Annotated in this window: 22 protein-coding genes; all 22 read right to left on the minus strand. The window is 59.3% G+C overall.

What is annotated here, in order from left to right:
- Positions 1-144: 144 nt before the first annotated feature.
- Positions 145-2898 (minus strand): conjugative transfer ATPase, encoded by a 2754-nt coding sequence (locus tag HYI44_RS16820; RefSeq protein WP_225569965.1) that lies wholly within the window; start codon positions 2896-2898, stop codon positions 145-147.
- Positions 2898-3314: a TIGR03751 family conjugal transfer lipoprotein gene (locus HYI44_RS16825; RefSeq protein ID WP_225569966.1), complete on the minus strand. Its 417-nt coding sequence runs from the start codon at positions 3312-3314 to the stop codon at positions 2898-2900. The genes HYI44_RS16820 and HYI44_RS16825 overlap by 1 nt, the downstream gene beginning before the upstream one ends.
- The gene (locus HYI44_RS16830; RefSeq protein ID WP_225569967.1) at positions 3277-4794 is read right to left on the minus strand and encodes a TIGR03752 family integrating conjugative element protein; all 1518 of its coding nucleotides are present in this window, start codon (positions 4792-4794) and stop codon (positions 3277-3279) included. The genes HYI44_RS16825 and HYI44_RS16830 overlap by 38 nt, the downstream gene beginning before the upstream one ends.
- Entirely contained in the window at positions 4784-5596 is an 813-nt protein-coding gene (locus HYI44_RS16835) for a TIGR03749 family integrating conjugative element protein (protein ID WP_225569968.1), read from the minus strand. The genes HYI44_RS16830 and HYI44_RS16835 overlap by 11 nt, the downstream gene beginning before the upstream one ends.
- Positions 5593-6234 carry a PFL_4703 family integrating conjugative element protein gene (locus HYI44_RS16840; RefSeq protein WP_225569969.1) on the minus strand — a complete coding sequence of 214 codons (642 nt, stop codon included), beginning with the start codon at positions 6232-6234 and terminating at the stop codon, positions 5593-5595. Before HYI44_RS16840 ends, HYI44_RS16835 begins: the two co-directional genes overlap by 4 nt.
- The gene (locus tag HYI44_RS16845; protein ID WP_225569970.1) at positions 6231-6644 is read right to left on the minus strand and encodes a TIGR03750 family conjugal transfer protein; all 414 of its coding nucleotides are present in this window, start codon (positions 6642-6644) and stop codon (positions 6231-6233) included. The genes HYI44_RS16840 and HYI44_RS16845 overlap by 4 nt, the downstream gene beginning before the upstream one ends.
- 7 nt (positions 6645-6651) lie before the next feature.
- Positions 6652-7023 (minus strand): TIGR03745 family integrating conjugative element membrane protein, encoded by a 372-nt coding sequence (locus tag HYI44_RS16850; RefSeq protein WP_225569971.1) that lies wholly within the window; start codon positions 7021-7023, stop codon positions 6652-6654.
- Between the two features lie 17 nt (positions 7024-7040).
- On the minus strand, positions 7041-7280 hold the full coding sequence (locus tag HYI44_RS16855; protein ID WP_046816023.1) for a TIGR03758 family integrating conjugative element protein: 240 nt from the start codon (positions 7278-7280) through the stop codon (positions 7041-7043).
- The gene (locus HYI44_RS16860; protein ID WP_225569972.1) at positions 7277-7609 is read right to left on the minus strand and encodes an RAQPRD family integrative conjugative element protein; all 333 of its coding nucleotides are present in this window, start codon (positions 7607-7609) and stop codon (positions 7277-7279) included. Before HYI44_RS16860 ends, HYI44_RS16855 begins: the two co-directional genes overlap by 4 nt.
- Before the next feature lie 270 nt (positions 7610-7879).
- Entirely contained in the window at positions 7880-8860 is a 981-nt protein-coding gene (locus HYI44_RS16865) for an integrase domain-containing protein (protein WP_225569973.1), read from the minus strand.
- Positions 8861-8998: 138 nt separating this feature from the next.
- Positions 8999-9730: a TIGR03747 family integrating conjugative element membrane protein gene (locus HYI44_RS16870; RefSeq protein ID WP_225569974.1), complete on the minus strand. Its 732-nt coding sequence runs from the start codon at positions 9728-9730 to the stop codon at positions 8999-9001.
- Between the two features lie 22 nt (positions 9731-9752).
- Positions 9753-11909 (minus strand): type IV conjugative transfer system coupling protein TraD, encoded by a 2157-nt coding sequence (traD, locus tag HYI44_RS16875; protein ID WP_225569975.1) that lies wholly within the window; start codon positions 11907-11909, stop codon positions 9753-9755.
- A gap of 9 nt (positions 11910-11918) precedes the next feature.
- Complete coding sequence (locus HYI44_RS16880; protein ID WP_225569976.1) at positions 11919-12434, minus strand: integrating conjugative element protein; 516 nt, start codon at positions 12432-12434, stop codon at positions 11919-11921.
- Positions 12431-12979 (minus strand): lytic transglycosylase, encoded by a 549-nt coding sequence (locus tag HYI44_RS16885; RefSeq protein ID WP_225569977.1) that lies wholly within the window; start codon positions 12977-12979, stop codon positions 12431-12433. Before HYI44_RS16885 ends, HYI44_RS16880 begins: the two co-directional genes overlap by 4 nt.
- The gene (locus HYI44_RS16890) at positions 12961-13680 is read right to left on the minus strand and encodes a TIGR03759 family integrating conjugative element protein (protein ID WP_225569978.1); all 720 of its coding nucleotides are present in this window, start codon (positions 13678-13680) and stop codon (positions 12961-12963) included. The genes HYI44_RS16885 and HYI44_RS16890 overlap by 19 nt, the downstream gene beginning before the upstream one ends.
- Positions 13681-13689: 9 nt before the next feature.
- A complete protein-coding gene (locus tag HYI44_RS16895; protein ID WP_225569979.1) occupies positions 13690-14361 on the minus strand; it encodes a chemotaxis protein in 672 nt (223 codons plus the stop codon).
- A complete protein-coding gene (locus HYI44_RS16900; protein WP_225569980.1) occupies positions 14358-14900 on the minus strand; it encodes a PilL N-terminal domain-containing protein in 543 nt (180 codons plus the stop codon). The genes HYI44_RS16895 and HYI44_RS16900 overlap by 4 nt, the downstream gene beginning before the upstream one ends.
- 106 nt (positions 14901-15006) lie before the next feature.
- On the minus strand, positions 15007-15753 hold the full coding sequence (locus HYI44_RS16905) for an ABC transporter substrate-binding protein (RefSeq protein WP_225569981.1): 747 nt from the start codon (positions 15751-15753) through the stop codon (positions 15007-15009).
- 52 nt (positions 15754-15805) lie between these two features.
- The gene (gene radC / locus HYI44_RS16910; protein WP_225569982.1) at positions 15806-16300 is read right to left on the minus strand and encodes a RadC family protein; all 495 of its coding nucleotides are present in this window, start codon (positions 16298-16300) and stop codon (positions 15806-15808) included.
- Between the two features lie 100 nt (positions 16301-16400).
- Positions 16401-16655, minus strand: a complete 255-nt coding sequence (locus HYI44_RS16915; RefSeq protein WP_225569983.1) for a hypothetical protein — start codon at positions 16653-16655, stop codon at positions 16401-16403.
- 71 nt (positions 16656-16726) lie between these two features.
- A complete protein-coding gene (locus HYI44_RS16920) occupies positions 16727-17308 on the minus strand; it encodes an STY4534 family ICE replication protein (protein WP_225569984.1) in 582 nt (193 codons plus the stop codon).
- 903 nt (positions 17309-18211) lie between these two features.
- Entirely contained in the window at positions 18212-18553 is a 342-nt protein-coding gene (locus tag HYI44_RS16925) for a helix-turn-helix domain-containing protein (protein WP_225569985.1), read from the minus strand.
- Positions 18554-18748: the final 195 nt, after the last annotated feature.

Here is an 18748-nt window from a genome sequence, read left to right on the forward strand (position 1 = left end):
TATATCACCGGGCCGATCGTCCAGCAGCGCAGTTAGCTCGGATCCCGCGGGTCTGTCGTAAATCATAGTGGGGCGCGGCGGAGCTTCGGCTCTTATGGCTGCAACGTTAACACCTGGCTTTCTGGAAACCCTGAATAGATTCCCCTATGTGGGTTCTATCCCTCGGGCTCTATCGATCCGGTCAGCTACCCGATACGCCGCTTCCAGCTCTGAGCAGCCGTTCTCCTGCATCAGTGTCCAGCGCTCGGCTTTTTCCTCGGGTTCCGTCATGGCCAGGGCGAGATAAAGACTGGGCGGTACGGCTCGAAACAGTGTTTCGAGCTTTTTCGATAGCACCACTCCTTCAGTGTATTTCCCTGGCTCTTTGCTGGCGGAAAGCAACAGGGTTTTCTGTGCCGGCGTGAGCCTCTTGAAGCGAGCGATCTCTTCGATTTCCGCGGGTGGCATGTTCAAACAAATCCACCATTCGATCATATTGAGCATGGTCTGCGCCGCAGTGGGAAAGTCGGCAAGATTTTGCGTCGCCAGCCAGAACCAAGCGCCGAGCTTGCGCCACATCTTCGTCCCCTTGACCACGAAGGGCGCCAGCAGCGGGTTTTTGGTGATGATATGACCCTCGTCGGTGACCATGATGATCGGTCGGCCCAGGTACTGGTCGCGCTCGGCGAGGTTGTTTACGGTGTTCATCAGGCTGATGTAGCTGATGGACATCTGTGCCTCATAGCCTTCGCGAGCGTAAGTGGCCAGATCGACAATGGTCACATCGCTCTCGGGCCAAGGCGTGCCCTCGCGATCGAACAGTTCACCCTCGAAACCCTGGCAAAACAGGTCGATGGACTCGCCCATTTCCTGGGCACGCTCGCGACGCTTCTCCGGCAAGTGCGGGTCAGCGGCGACGCGCAGCAAGGCGTCGCGCACGTCGCGGGTCAGCACCTGACGGCCCGCGGTGACGCAGGTCTGCGCCGCATCGAGAATGCACTCGCGGATCAAGCTGCGATCGGCTCGGCTCAGGCGCACCTCTTCCTTGGCTTCGCCGCCGGTGATCATCAGCCGGGCGGTGATTTCCAGTTCGCCGAGAACATCGCGCTGGTCTTCGCGACTGGTTACCACCTCATCGTCCAGCTCATCGATCGACAGACTCGCCACTTGATCCGGTTGCTCGACCAGGCGCCAGGCATCGGCGAAGGGGGCGAGACTGACCGAGGCGCCAGGTTTCAATTGGACCTTGTTGACCGACAGGCCCTGTGTCGCGAAGTAGTCGCCCTGCAAGCCGAATGAGTTGCCGGCCTCGACGATAAACAGGCGAGGGCGGTATACGGCCATGACCTGCATCAGCAGGGTTACTAAGGTGGCGGACTTTCCGGCGCCGGTGGGGCCGAACAACAGCAGATGACCGTTCATGGCCCGGTCCAGGCGTGACAACGGATCAAAACTTAACGGCGAGCCGCCACGATTGAACAGGGTGATGCCCGGGTGGCCGGTGCCCGTGCTGCGGCCCCAGACCGGAACCAGGTTCGCCAGGTGCTGGGCGAACATCAGGCGGGTGTACCAGTTGCGTGTGTCGCGGGCCGGGTTGTAAGCCATCGGCAACCAACGCAGGTAGCTGTTGCAGGCGGCGACTTCATCGCCTTCGCGCACCGGCTGCAGCCCCGCACCTAACAGTGCGTTAGCCAGGCTGACCGAGCGCTGGTGCAACTGCTGTTCATCACGACCGCGCACATAGAACGCCAGCGTTCCCCGGTACAGCTTGTGCTGACGGCCGATGATCGCGCGAGCCTCTTCAACATCTTGACGGGTCTGGGTCGAGGCCAGGTTTTCACCGATGGCTTTGCGAGCCAGGCGGTTCAACTGATCTTCGAGTACATCCTGTGGTTTGACCACCAAGGTTAGGCTCATCACCGTACCTTCGGGTAACTGGTCGAACAGCGCATTCACCGCGTCGCCCTTGCGGGTTTCGCCAGTGAGTTGGCCAATCATCGGTGCCCGTCGCAGCTTGTCCACCACCATGACCCGATGGGGCTGACCATCGAAGTACCAGAGTCCGCGCTGCACATCCGAACGCGGCTCATTGAAAAATAGCCGTTCGGCGAAGTCGTGATCGAAGGGCAGTTCCAGCGACTCTCCCTCGCCCGACTCCGGATAAGCCACGCGGCGGTAGAACTCCTCGGGCGCTTCATCGGTGAGCCTGGGTGCCGGATTGAACCAGGGCACTAACCAGGCATACAGACCTCGGCCATCGACTCGTGTCGATTGCACCCCGCATGCTTGCAGCGAGGCACCGATTCGTTCGCAAGCCTGTTGCAGGGATTGCACCGGGGTGAGTCCCATCTCCTCAGGGTCAGACTCAAGCCAGCGATAGACCACTAGGCGCACGCGCCGGTTGTTGCCGCGCCACGGCAGGCGCGTGACGATCTTGTCTTCGAACAGCCCTCCCGGCTTGGCGATGGCCTTCAGATGTCGGCGAGTAAGTTCTAGGTAAGCTTGGGTGAAAACCGTGTCTCGCGCGCTGTCTCGAATATAGCCAGTGAGACGGCTCAGGTAGGGGGAGAAATCGTTGTCGTCCTGGCAGAAAAACTGCGCCACCCACGGCGCTTGGTCCAGCTCATCAAAACTATCCTGCAGGGCATCCTCAAGGGCATCGCGGGCGGCCATCAGCCAATCGGGTTCGCGCCCTTCGGTGCCGATGGGCAGCAACTCGAACACCGCGCCCACCGAGCGATTGTCATCGAGCAAAAAACACTGCTCGGTGTCGAGGTATTCGACCCAGGGCAGGTGATCGGTGAAGCTGGGGTTGTGTATATAGAGTGCGGCTTCATCAGCCAAGGTGGCGCGAGGGCGCAATGGATTGCGCCAGGCTTTCCACGCAGGAATACGGTTCCGCGAATCACCGGTACGCACTACAAGTCTTCCTGACGTTCACCCGGCAATGCGTACTGCACCCGTTGGTAGAACGGAAAGACAGTCGAGTACCCCGGGACCGGTGCCTGCTCGGTACCGCTCAGGTGCGGATACACGTACAGCACCAGATCGGGATTGGGCAGGCGAGGGAACAGGGTGCGGATCTCGTTCGCCGCTGTGCGCGTGTACGGTTCCTGGAGAGCCGCGGAGACGTCTGCCTGAGCCAGCGGGCGGCGTAACTGCTGCCGAGCCTCCAGCAGTTGCTGCTGAGTGCCTTGCGAACCGGCGCCGTTCCAGATGTCCAGCATGGTGTGCTCGCCATGGGGCAGCAGCGTCTCCTTGTCGGTGGAGCACCCCGCCAGGACCCAGCAGAGCAAACTAATCCAGGTCAGGCAGAGAAGTCTGGTCTTTTTCATGGCGAACGCTCCGGCCCTTGGGCTCGTAGTCGATGGTGATCTCATGGTCGAGGTGCAGGGCGACTTGGGCGGCCGGTGGCACGTACACGGCAGCAAAGGCTTCGCCATACAGTTTGTTGACCCACTCGCGGATGTCGCTGACGCCACCGCTGAGGATTGAATTCAGTGCGCTATTGCCACTGCTGCTGGTGACTCCGAAGGCACTGCCGCCCGAACTGATCACGCTGCTGTTGTTCTGCTCATCCCCGAGCAAGGCGGCGACACCCGCGCCAGCCGCAGTGACCAGGCTCTGGCTGCCGAGGTATTGCTGAGCGTTCGAGCGGCGCTCGCCAGCGATGCAAGGAATGCCATACGGATCGGACAGGTAACCGAGGCCGCCACGGATCTTGTCGGTGTTCGAGCTCTGGGTGGTGGAGGCATTGTGGGTGGCCACCGCCTTTGGCTGAGGCACCGTGCGGATGGTGCCATCGGTAAACACAAAGGTGATTGACTCGACCTGCCCGCGTACGCAAGACAGGGTCCAGTCACCGGACGCCGTGCCGCTCATCACGGCGCCCGCGACGTCCGGCAGGTCGATGCCGTTGGCAGTCAGGTTCTCCGGACCAACCAGCACCTTGAAGGGATAGGGATCATTCACTGTGCCGTCCACCGGGACTCGGCCGATTAGCGCGGTCATGGCGACCGAACCCATCAATGTCGCGTTTTCGGGAATCGTGTAGACCGGCTTCGCGCCTTCGGTACGATCAACGGATCGCGTCAGGTCGCGCTCACTCTTGGTGACGGCTCGCAGCTGTTTCTGGCCGCGATCAATCGCGTTATCGTTCAAGCCTTCCAGAGAGTTGAAAGCGGTAGGCAGACTCAGTGCGAAGGAGGACTTGGTTTTGCCTCGGGCGTCGGTGGACGGAGCATCCGAGGGTTCAATCCACTGCAGCGCATCATTGTCAGAATCCCGCCCTTCGAACTGAGCCCCATCGCCGGGCTCAAGCCCTAATCCGATCGGCATGTCCTTGCCTTTACCGGTCAGCCCCGACAACTGTTCCTGCAACTTCGTCAGCAGACCGCGAGCCTGGCGACTGTCTTGTTCTGCTTTGAGCCGGGCCTCGTTGGCTTGTCGGCGACCTTCATCGACCTGCTGGGTCACACTGTCTAGCGCCATCTGGATGCGCGAATCAACACTGTTTTCCCGCTCGCGCAAGCGATTGTTCTCCGACTGCAGCGAATCGTTGTGTTTCTTCAACCCGAGCATGTCGCTGCGCATGGCCTTCACCTGGCCGACCAGGGTGGCGACCGTATCGCGTGGGGTATCGCCAGCAATGCCGAGCGACTTGGCTTGCTCGGCGGATAACTGAAGGTTGCCCTGATCGGCCGGGTTCTCTGGAGAGGGGGGGCTGCCACCCGCGACCCAGGTTTTCAGTATGATCAACACCACGGCCAGCAGCGCAGCCGGTACCAACCATTTGAGCAAGGCGTTAGCTTTCATCGTCAGCATCTCGCGCAACGGGCGGGAGCAGCACGGCGTGTTCGAGGCCGGCGCCGCGAGTGACGACGTAGGCGATCGTGGTGTCTTCAGCACTGCCGACAGGCCCGAGGAAGGCATGCTGGAAGGCTGCGGCGAACAGCTTGGCCTGAAGCCGACGCGGATCGAGTGGCACCGTTTCTGAACCACGATTGCGCAACTTCACCGCCGTCACCCAGTAATCACCGAGTCGCCAGGCGGCGATGGGCGTGCTGGACACGTTTTCGGTGGGCAGCAGGGTCGGCACTTCGGTGCGCAGCTTGAGCGGGACGCGGCGTACACCAGGCAGGGATTCTACGGTGCGCAGCGGCGCGTACAGGCTCTGTGCGGCATAACGCGTCAAAGCGACCGGGATCGGTGTACGTTCTGGAACAGGGACGGTGCTAGATTCAGACTCGGCAGACTGCGCCTGAGCATTCTTGAGAATACGCATGGGCTCCAGCGGTTGGTCGCCAGGCGTGGCCGCGATATCCAGCAGGATAATCTCGCCCGTCGTGACCGATTGCAGTTGCAGTCGGGTCGGTGCAATGGCTTCCGACGCTCGCAGGTACAGCGTGCCGCCGGTTGATTGAATGCGCAGCTTGCCCGTCAGGGTTGAGGGCACGCCGATTCGAACATCCTCGTCGACAAAGATCACTCGTTCCTGATTGATCACCAGTGGGACCGCGAGGGGGAGGCGTTCCCAGTGCATCAGTTCGACGGCCTGCGCTGCAGCACCCCATGACATCAGTGCGACGGTGAGTCCCAGGGTAGAAATCCGCTTCATGGTTCACCTCCAGGCAGGGCGATTTTTTGCGGAGTGCCCTGATAGCAATCCAGTGCCAGCCCCCACTTATTGCGTTCGGGGTCCAGATCAAAACGCACCACGCGTAATGGATAACGCACCACGACCCGTTTCACCGGTTCGGCGGCGTAATACTCATCGGCGTTGAGGTCGAGCTTGACCAGCCAGCTGTCGCGATCGAGTTGCTTGACCCTGAGTTCTGGATCTTCGCTGTAGCCTCGGCCCAGAATTTCGTAGACGCCACGCACCCGCTGGCGCAGTTCGCCGGCGGCCTTGCGGTACTCATAATCACCGTCGAGGAAGGCCTTGCAGGCGGGTGTCAGGTAGGACTGCAAGCCATAGATGGCGCGACGATAATCCTGCTCGCCATCCGAGGGCCAGCGGTTGAGCTGGCCAAAGATGTACAGGGCAAAGGCATAGACATTCTCTGAGGGGATATCCCACCACTTGCGCGTGCTGCCCGAGCGCAGATCTGGGGGTACATGCACGGTCAGATCGGTCGGTGCCGAACGCCAGCCGTACCAGAGCCCGGCACAGACCAGGGCAAGGATCATTACCGCCAGACGCAGGCTGAAGATATGCGCCTGTTGGGCATCGACCTTGTTTCGAAATCGGCTCATGGCTGCCACCGGGACAGGGCAGGGCGCAGTCGACGCGAACGGCGAACCGTCCAGGCGCCGGAGTGGAGAATCAAACTTCCGCGCCCCAGGCGCCAACGGCTGGCGAGTACCCATTCGAGTTTGCGGTACAACCAGGTCTCGGGGCGGGCCCGTTTGGCCCGACGCAGTAGCGTGCCACCGGCCAATAACACCACGGCCATGCCTGCGATCATGCTGGTCGGCGCCACGGCAATGGAAGCGGTGGCGATCGTCAGAGGAACGCCCAGCAGCAGGCCAATGATTGCGCCGGTGCCAAGCGCTACCCACATCTCATCATTGGTCAAACCGCGTAATACGGCAGGATCGCGATTGAGCCGCTCCGGCAGAAAGACCAAGGTGCCGTCGGCAAGATGTTCGATTGTGTCGCTCATGCCGACCTCACAGAATCGCGGCAGCCTTGGTCAGGAACCAGATGATGATCACCACCAACAGGGCCCCGATGCCGACCACTGCACCCAAGTCCTTCCAGGTCTTACGCTGGTTTTGCACGTCGGCATACACGGTCAGCGAATGCCAGGCCACACCGAGAAACGCAAGCAGGGCGATCAGCAAACCGAGCAGGATGCCGCCGTCGTAAGCGTAGTTTTTGATCGTCTCGATCAACCCGGACCCTTCGCCACGGGAAGGTGCTTCCATGGTCGGTAATTCGGCAAAAGCCAGGCTTGGACCGAGCACCAGCAGCAGACTGATCAAGCGCTGGCTCGCATGATCACGCAGGTTGTTTTTCAGGGGGACAAAGCACTTGAACATGACGGTGATCTCCGCTGTTAGGACAGGGTGAAGAACATCAGAACCAACAACGCGAGCAACACGCGTGCAGCACTACCGCCAAATGCGCCGAAGCGCACACTGCCTGTCGCCCATCCCCGGTAAGCCGTCCACATCACCCAGGCACACCAAAGCAAAGCCAGGACGAGAACCAGTGACAGCCACAGTGTCGAACTGCTCTGTGCCGAAAAGCCGGAGGCATTTTGGAAAGCTGAGCTCTGCGCGTCAGTCATGCTCATGGCGAAGGCCCCGTGGGCGGAGTGTCGAGGCGGTAATCGCCGACCAATTCAGTGGAGTCGCGGGGTTGAGCACGGGAAGGAAACAGGTGGTCCTGCACGCCCTGGCGAATACGTTGGATGTCCAGAGACAGGCGGGGATAGTCGAAGCGATAGCGATCGTCGGGTTCAGCCGTGCTGGCTACCTCAGCTCGCGTTGCAAGGCGTTCGATGGTGTCGAGTTGCCGCTGGATAAGGCTGAGTTGATCCTGCTCATGAGCCGAGGCGGCATAGCTGCTGCCGTGAACGATAGCTAGCGAGAGTAGTAAGCAGCGAAAGACGGTAGTCGGCATGATGCTGTCCTATATGGAGCTGGGAGCAGAATCAAGTCAAAGGTCGAATTATTCCGTAAGAAACCTGAGGTCTGATGAATCGCTTTTTCTGGGAAAGGACTGGGGATGTTTACATTACAGCTAATGTGGTCCTTCGATCTTTGGTGGAGAGAGTGGTTGAGGCTTTAGGGAAATTCCACTCTCGAGGAGTTTCTTTGGTGACGGTACTGGTCCGATCATGCCGGACTACGTTCGCGAGCAGTAGGAACAGCTCCATATCGAATGGCTTGCTCATGTTCGACTACCAATGTAAGTCGATAACAGGTCGATACGGCCGAGCCCCAACTCGTAGCTGATTTGCACTCGGGCATCCTGATCTAGGTGTCGGTCGAGTTGGTAGCAACGGCCACCGTTGATGGGCGCGAGATGATGAGTGATCTTCTCATAGCGTTCGCACGCATAGGCGACCCGAAGTTCGTGGAAGCCTTTGAGGTTGTGCGAATGGAGGATCTCTCGTGCGGGGCGGACGATTTGCCGTTGTAAATCGACATAGCTTTCGTTCGGTGCAAGCAGGTTGCGGCTACCGTTGGGCGAAACCTGTTCGGCAAATTTCAGCGCGTCACGAATAGGATCATTTACCGTGATCCAACGAAGCGCCGACGCACGTGAGCGGCCACCTTGGATGCCATCTCGGATGTTGATTTTGTTGCAGTGTTCAGTCTCATGTTTTAGGCGCGGTAGATCGGCCAAAATGGCCTCGCGCAAGCGCATGCCGGTGGCTCGCGCCAACTGAACGATAGCCGCCGCACGCGGCATTTGGTGTTCGCAGAGCACGTCGACGATCCGCTTAACCTGTTCGTGGTCTTGGCCTTGCGGCACCGAGCGACGAACACTGGTGCGCCGCATTCCCAATGCCATACTCGGACTCGGCACCTTCACAGACTGATCGCCGCGAAGCGCCGCCATAGTCCGGTTCACGCTGGACAACCGGTTTTGCGCAGTAGCGATGCCGATATCACCTTGTTCAACTTGTTGGCGCAGATGCTCTGTGTAGTCCAGCAAGGTCTGCCGATCTATCTGTCGCGCATTGTTAAATCCCGGCCCATCCTCCGAACGACACCAGCGGACAAACGCCTGCCAGCGATCACTGTGCGCCTTGACCGTGGCGTAATGTCCTCCGCCAAAAAAATCGCGCAATGCTTTCGGTCCGGCATAACTCAGTTGTCGGCCATAGCCAAAATTGCGCCCGTCTCTTCTACCAACCAATGCCATGATCAAACTCCTCTCGAAGCCAAACACCTGTGAGGGTTGTCCACTAACGCGGGACTGGCGGTTCCTTACGACCGGGAGCTTGGGAATCTCATTAGCTGGCCTCCTGAACACTTCCGCAGATAAGCATTCGTGTCGCACTCAGAGATATTTTTTGAACGTCGCCGCTGTGATTGCCATGGCCACCCCGAGCATCACGGCGCAAGGCACAAAAACAACCATGGGATTGAGCGAAAAGGGCAGAGACAGGTAAAGGATCCAGGGCACAATAAGCAGTGGGATGACCGCTCGCTTGGCCCGGTGATAGACAAAACTGCTTTCGCGCCCGGCTCCAAATTTTCGCAGGTCGCGGCGCATCAGGCCGTCAATAAAGCCGGTGAACATGGCCAGCAGAAACAGGGGAGTCGCCAAGACCAAAATGATCAGGCGCACCACAAAGGTGAAGCTGACATACACCGCTGCCAGCAAAACGTCCTCAATACTCACATACAGTTGATTGATCCAGCCCCAGAAACCCTTGCCCTGGCTCGACACCTGCGCCTGCTGTGCAAAGTCCGAAAAACCGGTCTGGACCAACAACCATTGGTTGAGGAAGTCCAGCCACTGGACAACCGTCTGCCCAGGCTGCTGGAGGATCAGTGAGGATTTGAAGTGCTCACTGAGCCAGCCCAGTTCGCTGCTCAGCATCGCCTGACTGTGTCGCCAGCCTTGATCACCCCATAACAGCAGCAGACCGGCGAACTCGATGAGGATCGAGAACAGCAACGAGGCGATCAGTAAACCGATAATGCGCGGGACAAGGCCAATCACCGAAACGATCAGTCCAGGACGCTGGATCGGTTGCGATGGAGGGGGCTGAGCTGAAGTCACCATCCTTTACTCCACGATGCGCGCCTCACGGCGCCTCCTGAACGGGTGCACCTGAATCCACCACTGAGGAAGTGCGCGCTGGCGTAACCCTATCCGGATCAAAGTCCAGTGTCGGGCCACCACCGCTCGCGCTCCACCAGTGTCCCGATTGCTCGTTGTAGCTGGCGCGCATCCGCTGAGTCAGTTCCTGCAGATCTTTGGGCATGGCATCGTCGGGCGAAGGCTTGGGCAGTGGCATACGGACTTTCCAGAGCTGTCCGCCCACCTGGAAGGAGAACATCTGCCCCTTGGGCAAGCTGACGATGTGCGCCGGTTCGATCAGCGGCACGCTGGTGCTGCTGATCCGGTCTTGGGAGGACGAGGTGAAGTCCGTGTTGGCCTCCGGGTCGGAGGTGTCTGTTGCCCCCGAGACCAGGGTTTTGGTCAGCACGTTGATCTTGGGTAACTGTTGGGTGAGCAATTCAGCGGTGGCGGTTTCGCGCACCCTAAGCATCTGCAGGGTGTTGAAATTACCGATGACTTGGCCGGCTTTGGCCCGGTTGCCAATACGCGCCTCGATATCGCTGAGAGTTTGGGTGTACGCCGTCACCTGGATACCCGCGCCGCCACCCTTGTTGATCAGCGGAATGAATTCATCGCCCATCAACTCGTTGAATTCATCCGCATGCAGATTGATCGGCAGCTTGTTAGCACTGCCGGCGGAAGGTAAACCATGGTCGATGCCGTGCTTGTAGATATGACCCGCGACTGAGACCAAATCGGCGAACATGGAGTTGCCCACGGCGGCGGCCACTTCGGCATCGGTCAACGCATCCAGTCCGACATAGACGATGCCGCGTTTGCGGATGATCTGCATCCAGTCGAAGATCGGTCGCGGGTCATCCAGGTCGGTGTAGTTCGGGGCGAGCAACTGCGCGGTCTTGCCGGTGGTGAGCTTTTCCAACAACGGCAGCAGCGAGGCGACAATCTTGTCGAAGTAGGTACGGTCGTAACGCACCGCCGAGCGCAATCCATCCAGCACCGGGTCAAAGACCCGTTTCGCCGCCAGGAATTGCTCGATGGCTACCACGCGTTTTTCGCGGCCGACCATATGCCGGGGAATGTTCTTCTCGGTGAGCTTGCCTTCAAGCTGGACGATCACTTCCCACGCCTTTGGGTCGGTCTTGGCGAAAAACTGCTGGGCGTACTCGATGAACAGTGCGTCGATGTTGATCACATGTCGCTGGATCTGCAGGTAGTCTGGGCGTCGGCCCAGCTCGATCAGTGCGCGGGCGATGATGTTGACGAAACGCCAGGCGAACTCACGAAAGGCTGCGGAGTTGCCTTCGCCACTGAGTTGCCCAGCGATGCGTGACGCCACTTCCGAGATGCGCCCGAAACGTCCCACGGCGTTGTAACGCGCGGAGATCTCCGGCCAGCCTAGATGGAACACATAAAACTCCTTTTCCCGCCCGGCACGTTTGGCTTCGACGTACATGCGCTTGAGCAGGTCGGCATCGCCTTTCGGATCGAAAACGATCACTACCTCGTGTTCGATACGATGGATGTCCTGGGTGATGTATACCTCGGCGAGCCGGGTCTTGCCGACACGGGTAGTACCCAGCACCAGGGTATGCCCGACCCGTTCGCCCAGCGGCAGACTGACTTCCGTTTCGTCGGGCTCGACCCCATGCAACAGCGGCGAGCCACCTACTGGGGGCAAAGGGCGCAACGGATTGAAAGCGCTGTCCCAGGCGGTGACACGGGCCAGTGACGAGAGTGGAAACGGTGCATGTTCCAGGCGCCGTTCGAGTTCACGGGCCAGGCGATAGCGGGTCGGTTGCTCGACATAGTGAGCGACCGCCGGATCCTGAGCCTCGACCAAGCGCTGGGTGTGCAGGCGGGTCCAGCGAAAGCCGCGACCCATGAACAAACGTTTACTACTGACCGGAATCTGCCGGCTGGTTAGTTCGTAGCGGGGCAGCCGGCGGATATTGCGCCGATAACGCAACACGTCCCAAGCTTGCCGCAGCCGGATCAGGCCGAACAGGGCATAGGCCAGCGCTGCAACCAGACCGATCTCGGGTGACAGGGCCACGGCCCAGGGTGAGTACACGCACAACACCGCGGCGGCGATACAGATTGCTACGGTGTACAGCTCCACCGCTGGCCGGAGCTTGGACTCCATCGCATGCTCGGCCATGACCTGGACTCACTGTTCCAGTGAGGTGGCGGTGATCAAGACCGGGTAATGCTCAATCTGTAGGCGGGTGGCGATGTCGTTGCCGTTGACCGGCAGGATGGTGATGCCCGGCGCGGCTGCGCGAATCCGGGCCAAGGCTTCAGTATCGGCCACTTCGACGGCGAGGCCGGCCGCACCCATTTCCTGCAGTTCAGCCGCGCGTTGACGCAACCAAGACAGTGACTGGGGATCCTCACCGACCAAAAAAAATGGCCGCAAGCCCGGCATGCTCAGGGCGCGAGACGTGATCTGGCCGGGGCTCAAGTGAGCGCTGCGGACGGGCAGTATCCAGGCTTCATCGGCAAAGGTGGGCAGGTCCGCATGCATAGCCCGATCAGGCAGGATCTGGTTGTTTATGGGCGGCCTGGCAGCTTGAAAATGGGGTCGAGTGGAGTCGCTAGGCTGACCCCCGGCTACGGTCAATTGCGGCTGGGCGAACGGTGCCACGAGCAGGATGCAATAACAGGTAAGGGATATTCGCTTCATGGTGGTGTGCCTTGTTCGACGGAAGTCAGCAGCCGTGCGAGTTGCCGGGAAAAGCCGGCGCGGTAGCGTGCGGCCGGCGCGCCTCCTGCCGGGCGGTGATAGCGTCCGGCCGCTGACACCCAATCACCGGTAGCGGCGTGATGCTCCTGCAACAGCGCGGCGGTCACGGCGAGATTTCGGTAGGGATCAAGGGATTCGCAGGGCCTGGAAAAACGTTGCCCGTGATAACCCAGGTTGGTTTGGCCGAGTCCGGCATCGACCCGCTTGGCGTCATATCGGGCGAGTGCCTGAAGCAAGGCATGACAGGCGCCCTGGCGAGTGCTGAAACGGTAGGGGGTTCCGGCGATGTTCAGGGTCCACGGCCAGGGCCGCAGTCGACCACGGACGCGGGTACCACTCTCCTGCAGGGCAATCGCGAACAGCACCATAGACGGGATGTCGGCGTCATGCGCCACCAATTGGTAGGCAGGCGGCGGGAGTTCATCCGCCTGGATGGCGAGCACCGTCAGCAGGAGCGCAATACCACTCAGTCGAGGCGTTGCCATTGTCCATTCACCTGTTGAAATGTGGCGGGCAATGACCCCGAGGCACCCAGGCTGAACCAGCGACCACGGTCATGGTTCAGGGTGATCTGCCGGCGTTGAACCTTGGCCGGATCGATGTCGGCTTGCCGAGCCCAGCTACGGACGCGTTCATCCTCGCCTTGGCTGCCCACCAGGTAGATATCGAACGCCGTGTCGCTGCTTTGCAGACGCTGCGCTTCGGCGGTGCACGCTGGGCAGTGGTCCTCCACAAATAGAGCCTGGCGCGGCTCGGCCGCTGAGCTGGTAGGGGGCGGGGATGCCATGCCCTGGATCGGCAGCAGCCCGGGAAACAGCTTGGCCCAGGCCGCAGTGTAAGCGTTTTGGTAGGCCAACTCGCGCTCGGCGCGTTTGGCTTCCAGCGCTACCTGTAATTCGGCATAGCGCTGGCGCTCTTGGTCGGTCTGGGCCTCAACCCCAAGTGCGGTCAACGGATCGAGGTTCGGGCTCCAGAAACCGCGCGGGCCGGCTTGGATCTGTTCGAAGCGCGTCCACTCCTGCTCCGTTAGACCCCAGCTTGCAGCCTGTTCAGAATGAGAGCGCCCCAGGGGAGCGGACTGCGTGTCCTGGATCCGTGACTGTGTAGTGGCGGGGTTGCCCATCGCAGCGCCCATGGCCAGTAGCGAAACGAGACAGACAATGGTGGGCAGTAGTGCTCTGTTCATGATCGCTTCTTAAGGGAGGTGCACGGTCTGGTCTGGCTGAGCGGCCACTGCGAAGATGGCTGAGTTCGGTTCCAGCACTTTCAGGTGCCAAGTTCCGAGCTGCTCGCCGCTATGCAGCAGCCGAACATCCATGAGCGAGCGACTGTCATGAGGAGCGACCGCCAGAAAACGCTCACCACCGCGGGACTCGACACTCAACACTGAAAACGGCGGCGAGAGCGATATGGGTTTGGGGTGAGCGGTCTGTTTCGGCTTGGCCGTGGAAGACGTCGATGGTGGAGTTGATGGCTGGGTCTTGAGCTCCAGGAGCTGTTGCTCGACTTGCTCAAGGCGTGCGCGTAGCGCTGTCATGTCCGCTGCGGTGGCGCGGGCTGTCAGACCGTCGCGCAGTTCCTGTATTTCTTGCGCCCATTGATCCAGCATGGGATCGAGGGTATTGGCCTGTTGCTCACCGGAATCGACCATCTGCTTCAAGTCTTTCAGCGCGTACTGCAGTTTCTCCTGTGTATCCATGAGAGTGGTTGAATCACGTTGCAGGGTGTCCAGGGTTTGTCGGTATTGCGTGTTCGTGTTTTGTAGCTCGGCCAGGCGTTGATACTGGTTATACAAACCACCGCTCAGACCGGCAATTGCCAGGCAAAGCAGCCCAATGATGAGGTTTTGAAACGTCGAGGCTTTCATGGGCGTGACTCCGACTGATGGGGCGAGACTGGGGTTATCAGCACGATGCCGGCATCAGTTTTTTGCTGTTCGAAGCAGACCGAACGGCCGACTTCATCGGTCTTGAGTTGCCAGGCGGGGCCAGCCAGCACTTGTAGCGCGCTGCGCAAAGAGATCGGGCCGAGCCGGTAATGTGCTGCGGGCAGAGACCGGGTAAAAAGCACCTTCACCGCCGCGGCATCGGGACAGAGCGAATAGCCCGAGCGCTGCAACACGTACTGCAATGCATCCTGCACTGAAGGGCTCAGGCTGGACGGGATGTTCACGTCAATGATTTGGGCAAGAAGATCGCGTTGTTCCGTGGTGGGCTCGGTGCTGACCAGTGTGTAGCGGCCATAACGAAGTTCTGCCGGATGGCTTTCTTCGGCTGTGCCCCTCGAGTGCTGGGCCCGATTGGAGCCACTGTCGATTTCTGGATCGGTCGGCAATGTATTGGGGATTTGCGCGGTGCAGGCGCTCAACAAACCCAGCAGGCAGACAGGCGTGAAAAAACGCTCCATGGAAAAAACCTCATGTCAGATTCAGTGCAGAAACTGACATGAGGTGAAGGAGCGATTCAGTGAGAAAGTCGATTCAAGGCGGGTCGTGTTAAAACTGAACGCGTTGTTACTCATCAAAAACGGCGAGCCCATCCAAGACGGCAGCGTCGGGGTCGAAGATCAACAATCGCACATCTGCCAATGCCGCCAGATACAGTACGTTGACTAAGGCTTCCGGCGTGCCGGCGTCGAGTTGTTCTTGTCTCAGGGTTGAATAAGGTTTGCCGTCAATGTTCAGCACGTTTTCGTCCGTCCATGGTGTGCCGATCAGTTTGCATCCGATACCGTTGCAATCCGGCAACGCGAACAGTTCGAACAAGAGGCCAGTTTGCCTCGGAACGAAGTGACGGACCCATTCTTCCAGATAAAGCATCGCTTCTTCGGGAAGGTGTGCGGTACTGATCTCCCAGGCTCGACTGTAGTGTCCCGTTTCGAAGTTCAAGCGATGGACCACGGCTTGGGCTTCTTCCAGGGAGTACAGGTCGCCGACGTGATGCCGCTCGTTGAGCACTTCTCCCATCACGGCGTAGATCACTTGGCGCACCAACCCGGTGGACTGGCAGCGTTCATCCAACTCATCCGGAATGGATTGGCCTTCGCTGATCAAGGCGAAATCGTCATTGAACAGACAGGGGAACAGCTGCAGCTCATCGTTGGGCAGATGGGCTTGTGAGTCGTGTACGGGTCGAAAGCAGGGAGGGCAGTCGTCTTCGTAGGTGATCTGCAGCAGCCGTTCGATATGCAGGTTGTCATAGCCGCGAGCAAATGGGTTTGAGGCCGCAAGCAGGGCTGCGGCTTGGTGTGTTGGGTGCATGAGGGGTCTCCAGGATGAAAATGAACAAGGCGCCCGAAGACGCCTGTGAGGATTAAAGCCAGCCATATTCGGCAAGGGAGAGAGGACGACCTTCACCCACGATGAAGTGATCTAGTACGCGCACTTCGATCAAGGCCAAGGCCTCCTTCAGCCGTGCGGTCAAGACGCGATCCGCCTGGCTGGGTTCCGTACACCCTGAGGGATGGTTGTGAACAAAAATGGCGGCCGCAGCGTTATGCGCGAGGGAGCGCTTAACGACTTGGCGGGGGTAAACGCTGGCGCCATCAATGCTGCCGTGAAACAGGACTTCGAACGCCAGCACCCGGTGCTTGGCATCGAGAAAGATCACACCGAAGACTTCATGCTCTTGCTGTGCAAGGTGCAGTTTTAGGTATGAGGCCACAGCGTCAGGTGAAGTCAGGTTAGGGCCGCGGGTGAACAGCCGACGATCCAGAATATGCAGCGCTTTGTCGATCACCTGGTTTTCTTGGACAATGCGATCAGCCTCGAAATCCGAAGTCTCGATCAGTGTGAGTTGGGTGCTCATGGTGGTACCTCCGAAGGTAACAATCAGGGGTACACGCCCGAGGGGAGTGGTGTCCCCGAGGTGGATATAGAGTCGTAGGTGTTAGCCGATGACGCGCTGTTTACAGCCGGGTGAATCGGTGGCGTTGACCGTGAGGTGAACCACAACCGTCGCAAGGCAACGGAGAAAAGGCTCTTATTCCCCAGCCGGTTTCGGGATCGAAGTCGGCACTGATGGGCATTAACTGAATCAGTCCACGATGGATGCCGGCGATGCGTTTCTCGATTTCATCCGTCGTGTCGTAGAGCGATAACGTGCTGTAGTCCTCGTAAGCAGCAGCGAAAAGGCAGTCGTCGCAAAGCCAGAAGGATTCCATGTTGGGTCTCCTGTGCTGATTGAAGAAAAGGCGCTCGAGGGAGCGCCTTGATGAGGAACATCGTGGACTGTTCAGATGGACTGAACGGTACGGAGGGCATCACGGCGAGCCGTGCGGGGAGTGGGTGGAGATTCAGGTTCGACCCGAGCCTCTGTTGAGTTTTCGGTCTCCTCAGCGTCGGCATCAGCCGATGGTGGGGATGACTCACTGGTGGGCGCTTGCTCAGCAGGTGCTGTTGCTTCCTGCCTGGCGGGCGCTTTGTACTCGAACGTGCCGTCGACCTTGATCCAGTCGATGAACAGCAAACGACCTTTCAGACTGGCGCCCGGTTGACCTGTTTTATCGCCCTTCTCATAGAGAAACGGATCGATCCACAAGTCGCCGATACGGAACGACAGCAAGACCTTTTTCTCGGCCTTGACGGCGTCCATATAGAGACGAATCAAGCGTTCAGCTTCGCCCCCCGCGACTTTGCAGTCGAAGCGGGTGTACTCCACCGCGTCGGAGGCACCGTGCAAGGCTGCGATATCGCAGGCCATGAACGGCTGGCCGCGGCGGACTTGTACTTCTCGAACACGGTTGAGGTAGCCGATACCGACGGTGTGCAGATTGAAGTAAGTGGGCGCTTCTTGGGAGTGGTTGGCGTGGACCATGGTGGTTCTCCTGTTTCAAGGGAAAACGGCGACGCACAGTCCCTGACGGGAAAGTGAGCCCCCGTCAGGGTGGGTAAGGTAATGGCGAGCGATGAACGATTCGGCACCGGCAAGCCAATGACGAACAGAACGATGCGTTTGGGGGAATAGCGGTACAGCAGAAGAGCGTCTGCGGTGGTGATCCGCAGGCATGGGGTAGTGGGCATTCATCACCGCTGAAGCGGTAACCGGGCGAGCTTCCGAACGCTGATCGCACTTGGGTAAACCACCACGAACGTGGCGTAGCCTTGAAGGTTCTAGCTACCTGGGCTGGGCTGTCAACGACAGCAAACCACGCCCTTTGTATAAGCCTGTCACAGGGGAGCGTCAAGACGCTGCAACCCAGTTTTTTATGGCCGGAATACAGTGGCAGTCAGTGGACTGAAGAAAGTGAAGAGTTAGCCTGACGGGTCGCCAGGCGAGGAAGAGAACAGCCACCTTTGACGGTCTTGCGCAGTCGACAAGCTCCTCGCAAAGCTTGGTTTAACTGCGCCATGATTCGCCAACCGACCCTTGTCGTGGCCCGGGTCGGAACCTGCTGGCACGCATCCGCGCACAAAGGGTGCCCAGTGTTTCCCCGGCGGGCTCCGGGACTGAATACGGTCGCTGAAGCGGATGACCGCTATTGCCTGGTAGAGGCAACAGCGGTCATCCGCCACCGTGATCAGATCGAGCACAAAACGGGAATGAAACTCCGCAGAAGAGAAGGCTCCGAACTCAAGGAGTCCGACCGAGCTACCCGGAGCGAATCGGTCTTGGGTCGCTGTTGGCGATGATCCTGAGGCACTACAACAGAGAGGGCGGGGCACGTCAAGCCAGCGGGCCATCCCTCATAGGACGCTACGTTGAGCGCGATGAAAGAGGTTACTTACTGCCGAGATGAGCGGCCAATTGTTCGACGGTTGCCAAGATAAAGGCACGGTCGTTTTCTTTCAGTCCACTCAGCAGACCCGCGATCATCTGGCCCTGGTCATGGGGGCGATTGCTCGACGCCGTCAGCAGTTCGTCCATCCGACAGTCGAAAATGTCCGCGAGTTGCATCAGCTTGACTACGGAAAGCTCCACTACACCCCGTTCCAGGCGCGAGATGGCTTCACTGCCGATCCCCAGGCGTTCAGCCACCTCTTCCTGGGTCAGATTACGCTCGGTCCGGTGCTTCGCGATCATGCGCCCGATTTGGGCTTGGGTTGGATGTTTATGTGCCAAGTGATGAGTTCTCCAGTTCAACCCGAATGGTTGAGCAAAGACCCATTGACATGAACATCCTTAACGGTTGAGTATCGACTTATTAGGTTGATATATTGACTGAAATCGCGGTGTATCGCGACGTGGGTTTTATTCCTCCAGGAATCAGAGCCCGAAGTGACCAGTGAAAATGAACGGTCCAATAGGACCAAATGG

Origin of the sequence: Pseudomonas sp. Y24-6, assembly GCF_020295325.1 — a bacterium.
GTDB lineage: Bacteria > Pseudomonadota > Gammaproteobacteria > Pseudomonadales > Pseudomonadaceae > Aquipseudomonas > Aquipseudomonas gregormendelii.

Coding starts and splice junctions, on each gene's coding strand:
- HYI44_RS16825 (WP_225569966.1), bottom strand. CDS start 3,314: ATGAAAAAGACCAGACTTCTCTGCCTGACCTGGATTAGTTTGCTCTGC.
- HYI44_RS16830 (WP_225569967.1), bottom strand. CDS start 4,794: ATGAAAGCTAACGCCTTGCTCAAATGGTTGGTACCGGCTGCGCTGCTG.
- HYI44_RS16835 (WP_225569968.1), bottom strand. CDS start 5,596: ATGAAGCGGATTTCTACCCTGGGACTCACCGTCGCACTGATGTCATGG.
- HYI44_RS16840 (WP_225569969.1), bottom strand. CDS start 6,234: ATGAGCCGATTTCGAAACAAGGTCGATGCCCAACAGGCGCATATCTTC.
- HYI44_RS16845 (WP_225569970.1), bottom strand. CDS start 6,644: ATGAGCGACACAATCGAACATCTTGCCGACGGCACCTTGGTCTTTCTG.
- HYI44_RS16850 (WP_225569971.1), bottom strand. CDS start 7,023: ATGTTCAAGTGCTTTGTCCCCCTGAAAAACAACCTGCGTGATCATGCG.
- HYI44_RS16855 (WP_046816023.1), bottom strand. CDS start 7,280: ATGAGCATGACTGACGCGCAGAGCTCAGCTTTCCAAAATGCCTCCGGC.
- HYI44_RS16860 (WP_225569972.1), bottom strand. CDS start 7,609: ATGCCGACTACCGTCTTTCGCTGCTTACTACTCTCGCTAGCTATCGTT.
- HYI44_RS16865 (WP_225569973.1), bottom strand. CDS start 8,860: ATGGCATTGGTTGGTAGAAGAGACGGGCGCAATTTTGGCTATGGCCGA.
- HYI44_RS16870 (WP_225569974.1), bottom strand. CDS start 9,730: ATGGTGACTTCAGCTCAGCCCCCTCCATCGCAACCGATCCAGCGTCCT.
- traD (WP_225569975.1), bottom strand. CDS start 11,909: ATGGCCGAGCATGCGATGGAGTCCAAGCTCCGGCCAGCGGTGGAGCTG.
- HYI44_RS16880 (WP_225569976.1), bottom strand. CDS start 12,434: ATGAAGCGAATATCCCTTACCTGTTATTGCATCCTGCTCGTGGCACCG.
- HYI44_RS16885 (WP_225569977.1), bottom strand. CDS start 12,979: ATGGCAACGCCTCGACTGAGTGGTATTGCGCTCCTGCTGACGGTGCTC.
- HYI44_RS16890 (WP_225569978.1), bottom strand. CDS start 13,680: ATGAACAGAGCACTACTGCCCACCATTGTCTGTCTCGTTTCGCTACTG.
- HYI44_RS16895 (WP_225569979.1), bottom strand. CDS start 14,361: ATGAAAGCCTCGACGTTTCAAAACCTCATCATTGGGCTGCTTTGCCTG.
- HYI44_RS16900 (WP_225569980.1), bottom strand. CDS start 14,900: ATGGAGCGTTTTTTCACGCCTGTCTGCCTGCTGGGTTTGTTGAGCGCC.
- HYI44_RS16905 (WP_225569981.1), bottom strand. CDS start 15,753: ATGCACCCAACACACCAAGCCGCAGCCCTGCTTGCGGCCTCAAACCCA.
- radC (WP_225569982.1), bottom strand. CDS start 16,300: ATGAGCACCCAACTCACACTGATCGAGACTTCGGATTTCGAGGCTGAT.
- HYI44_RS16915 (WP_225569983.1), bottom strand. CDS start 16,655: ATGGAATCCTTCTGGCTTTGCGACGACTGCCTTTTCGCTGCTGCTTAC.
- HYI44_RS16920 (WP_225569984.1), bottom strand. CDS start 17,308: ATGGTCCACGCCAACCACTCCCAAGAAGCGCCCACTTACTTCAATCTG.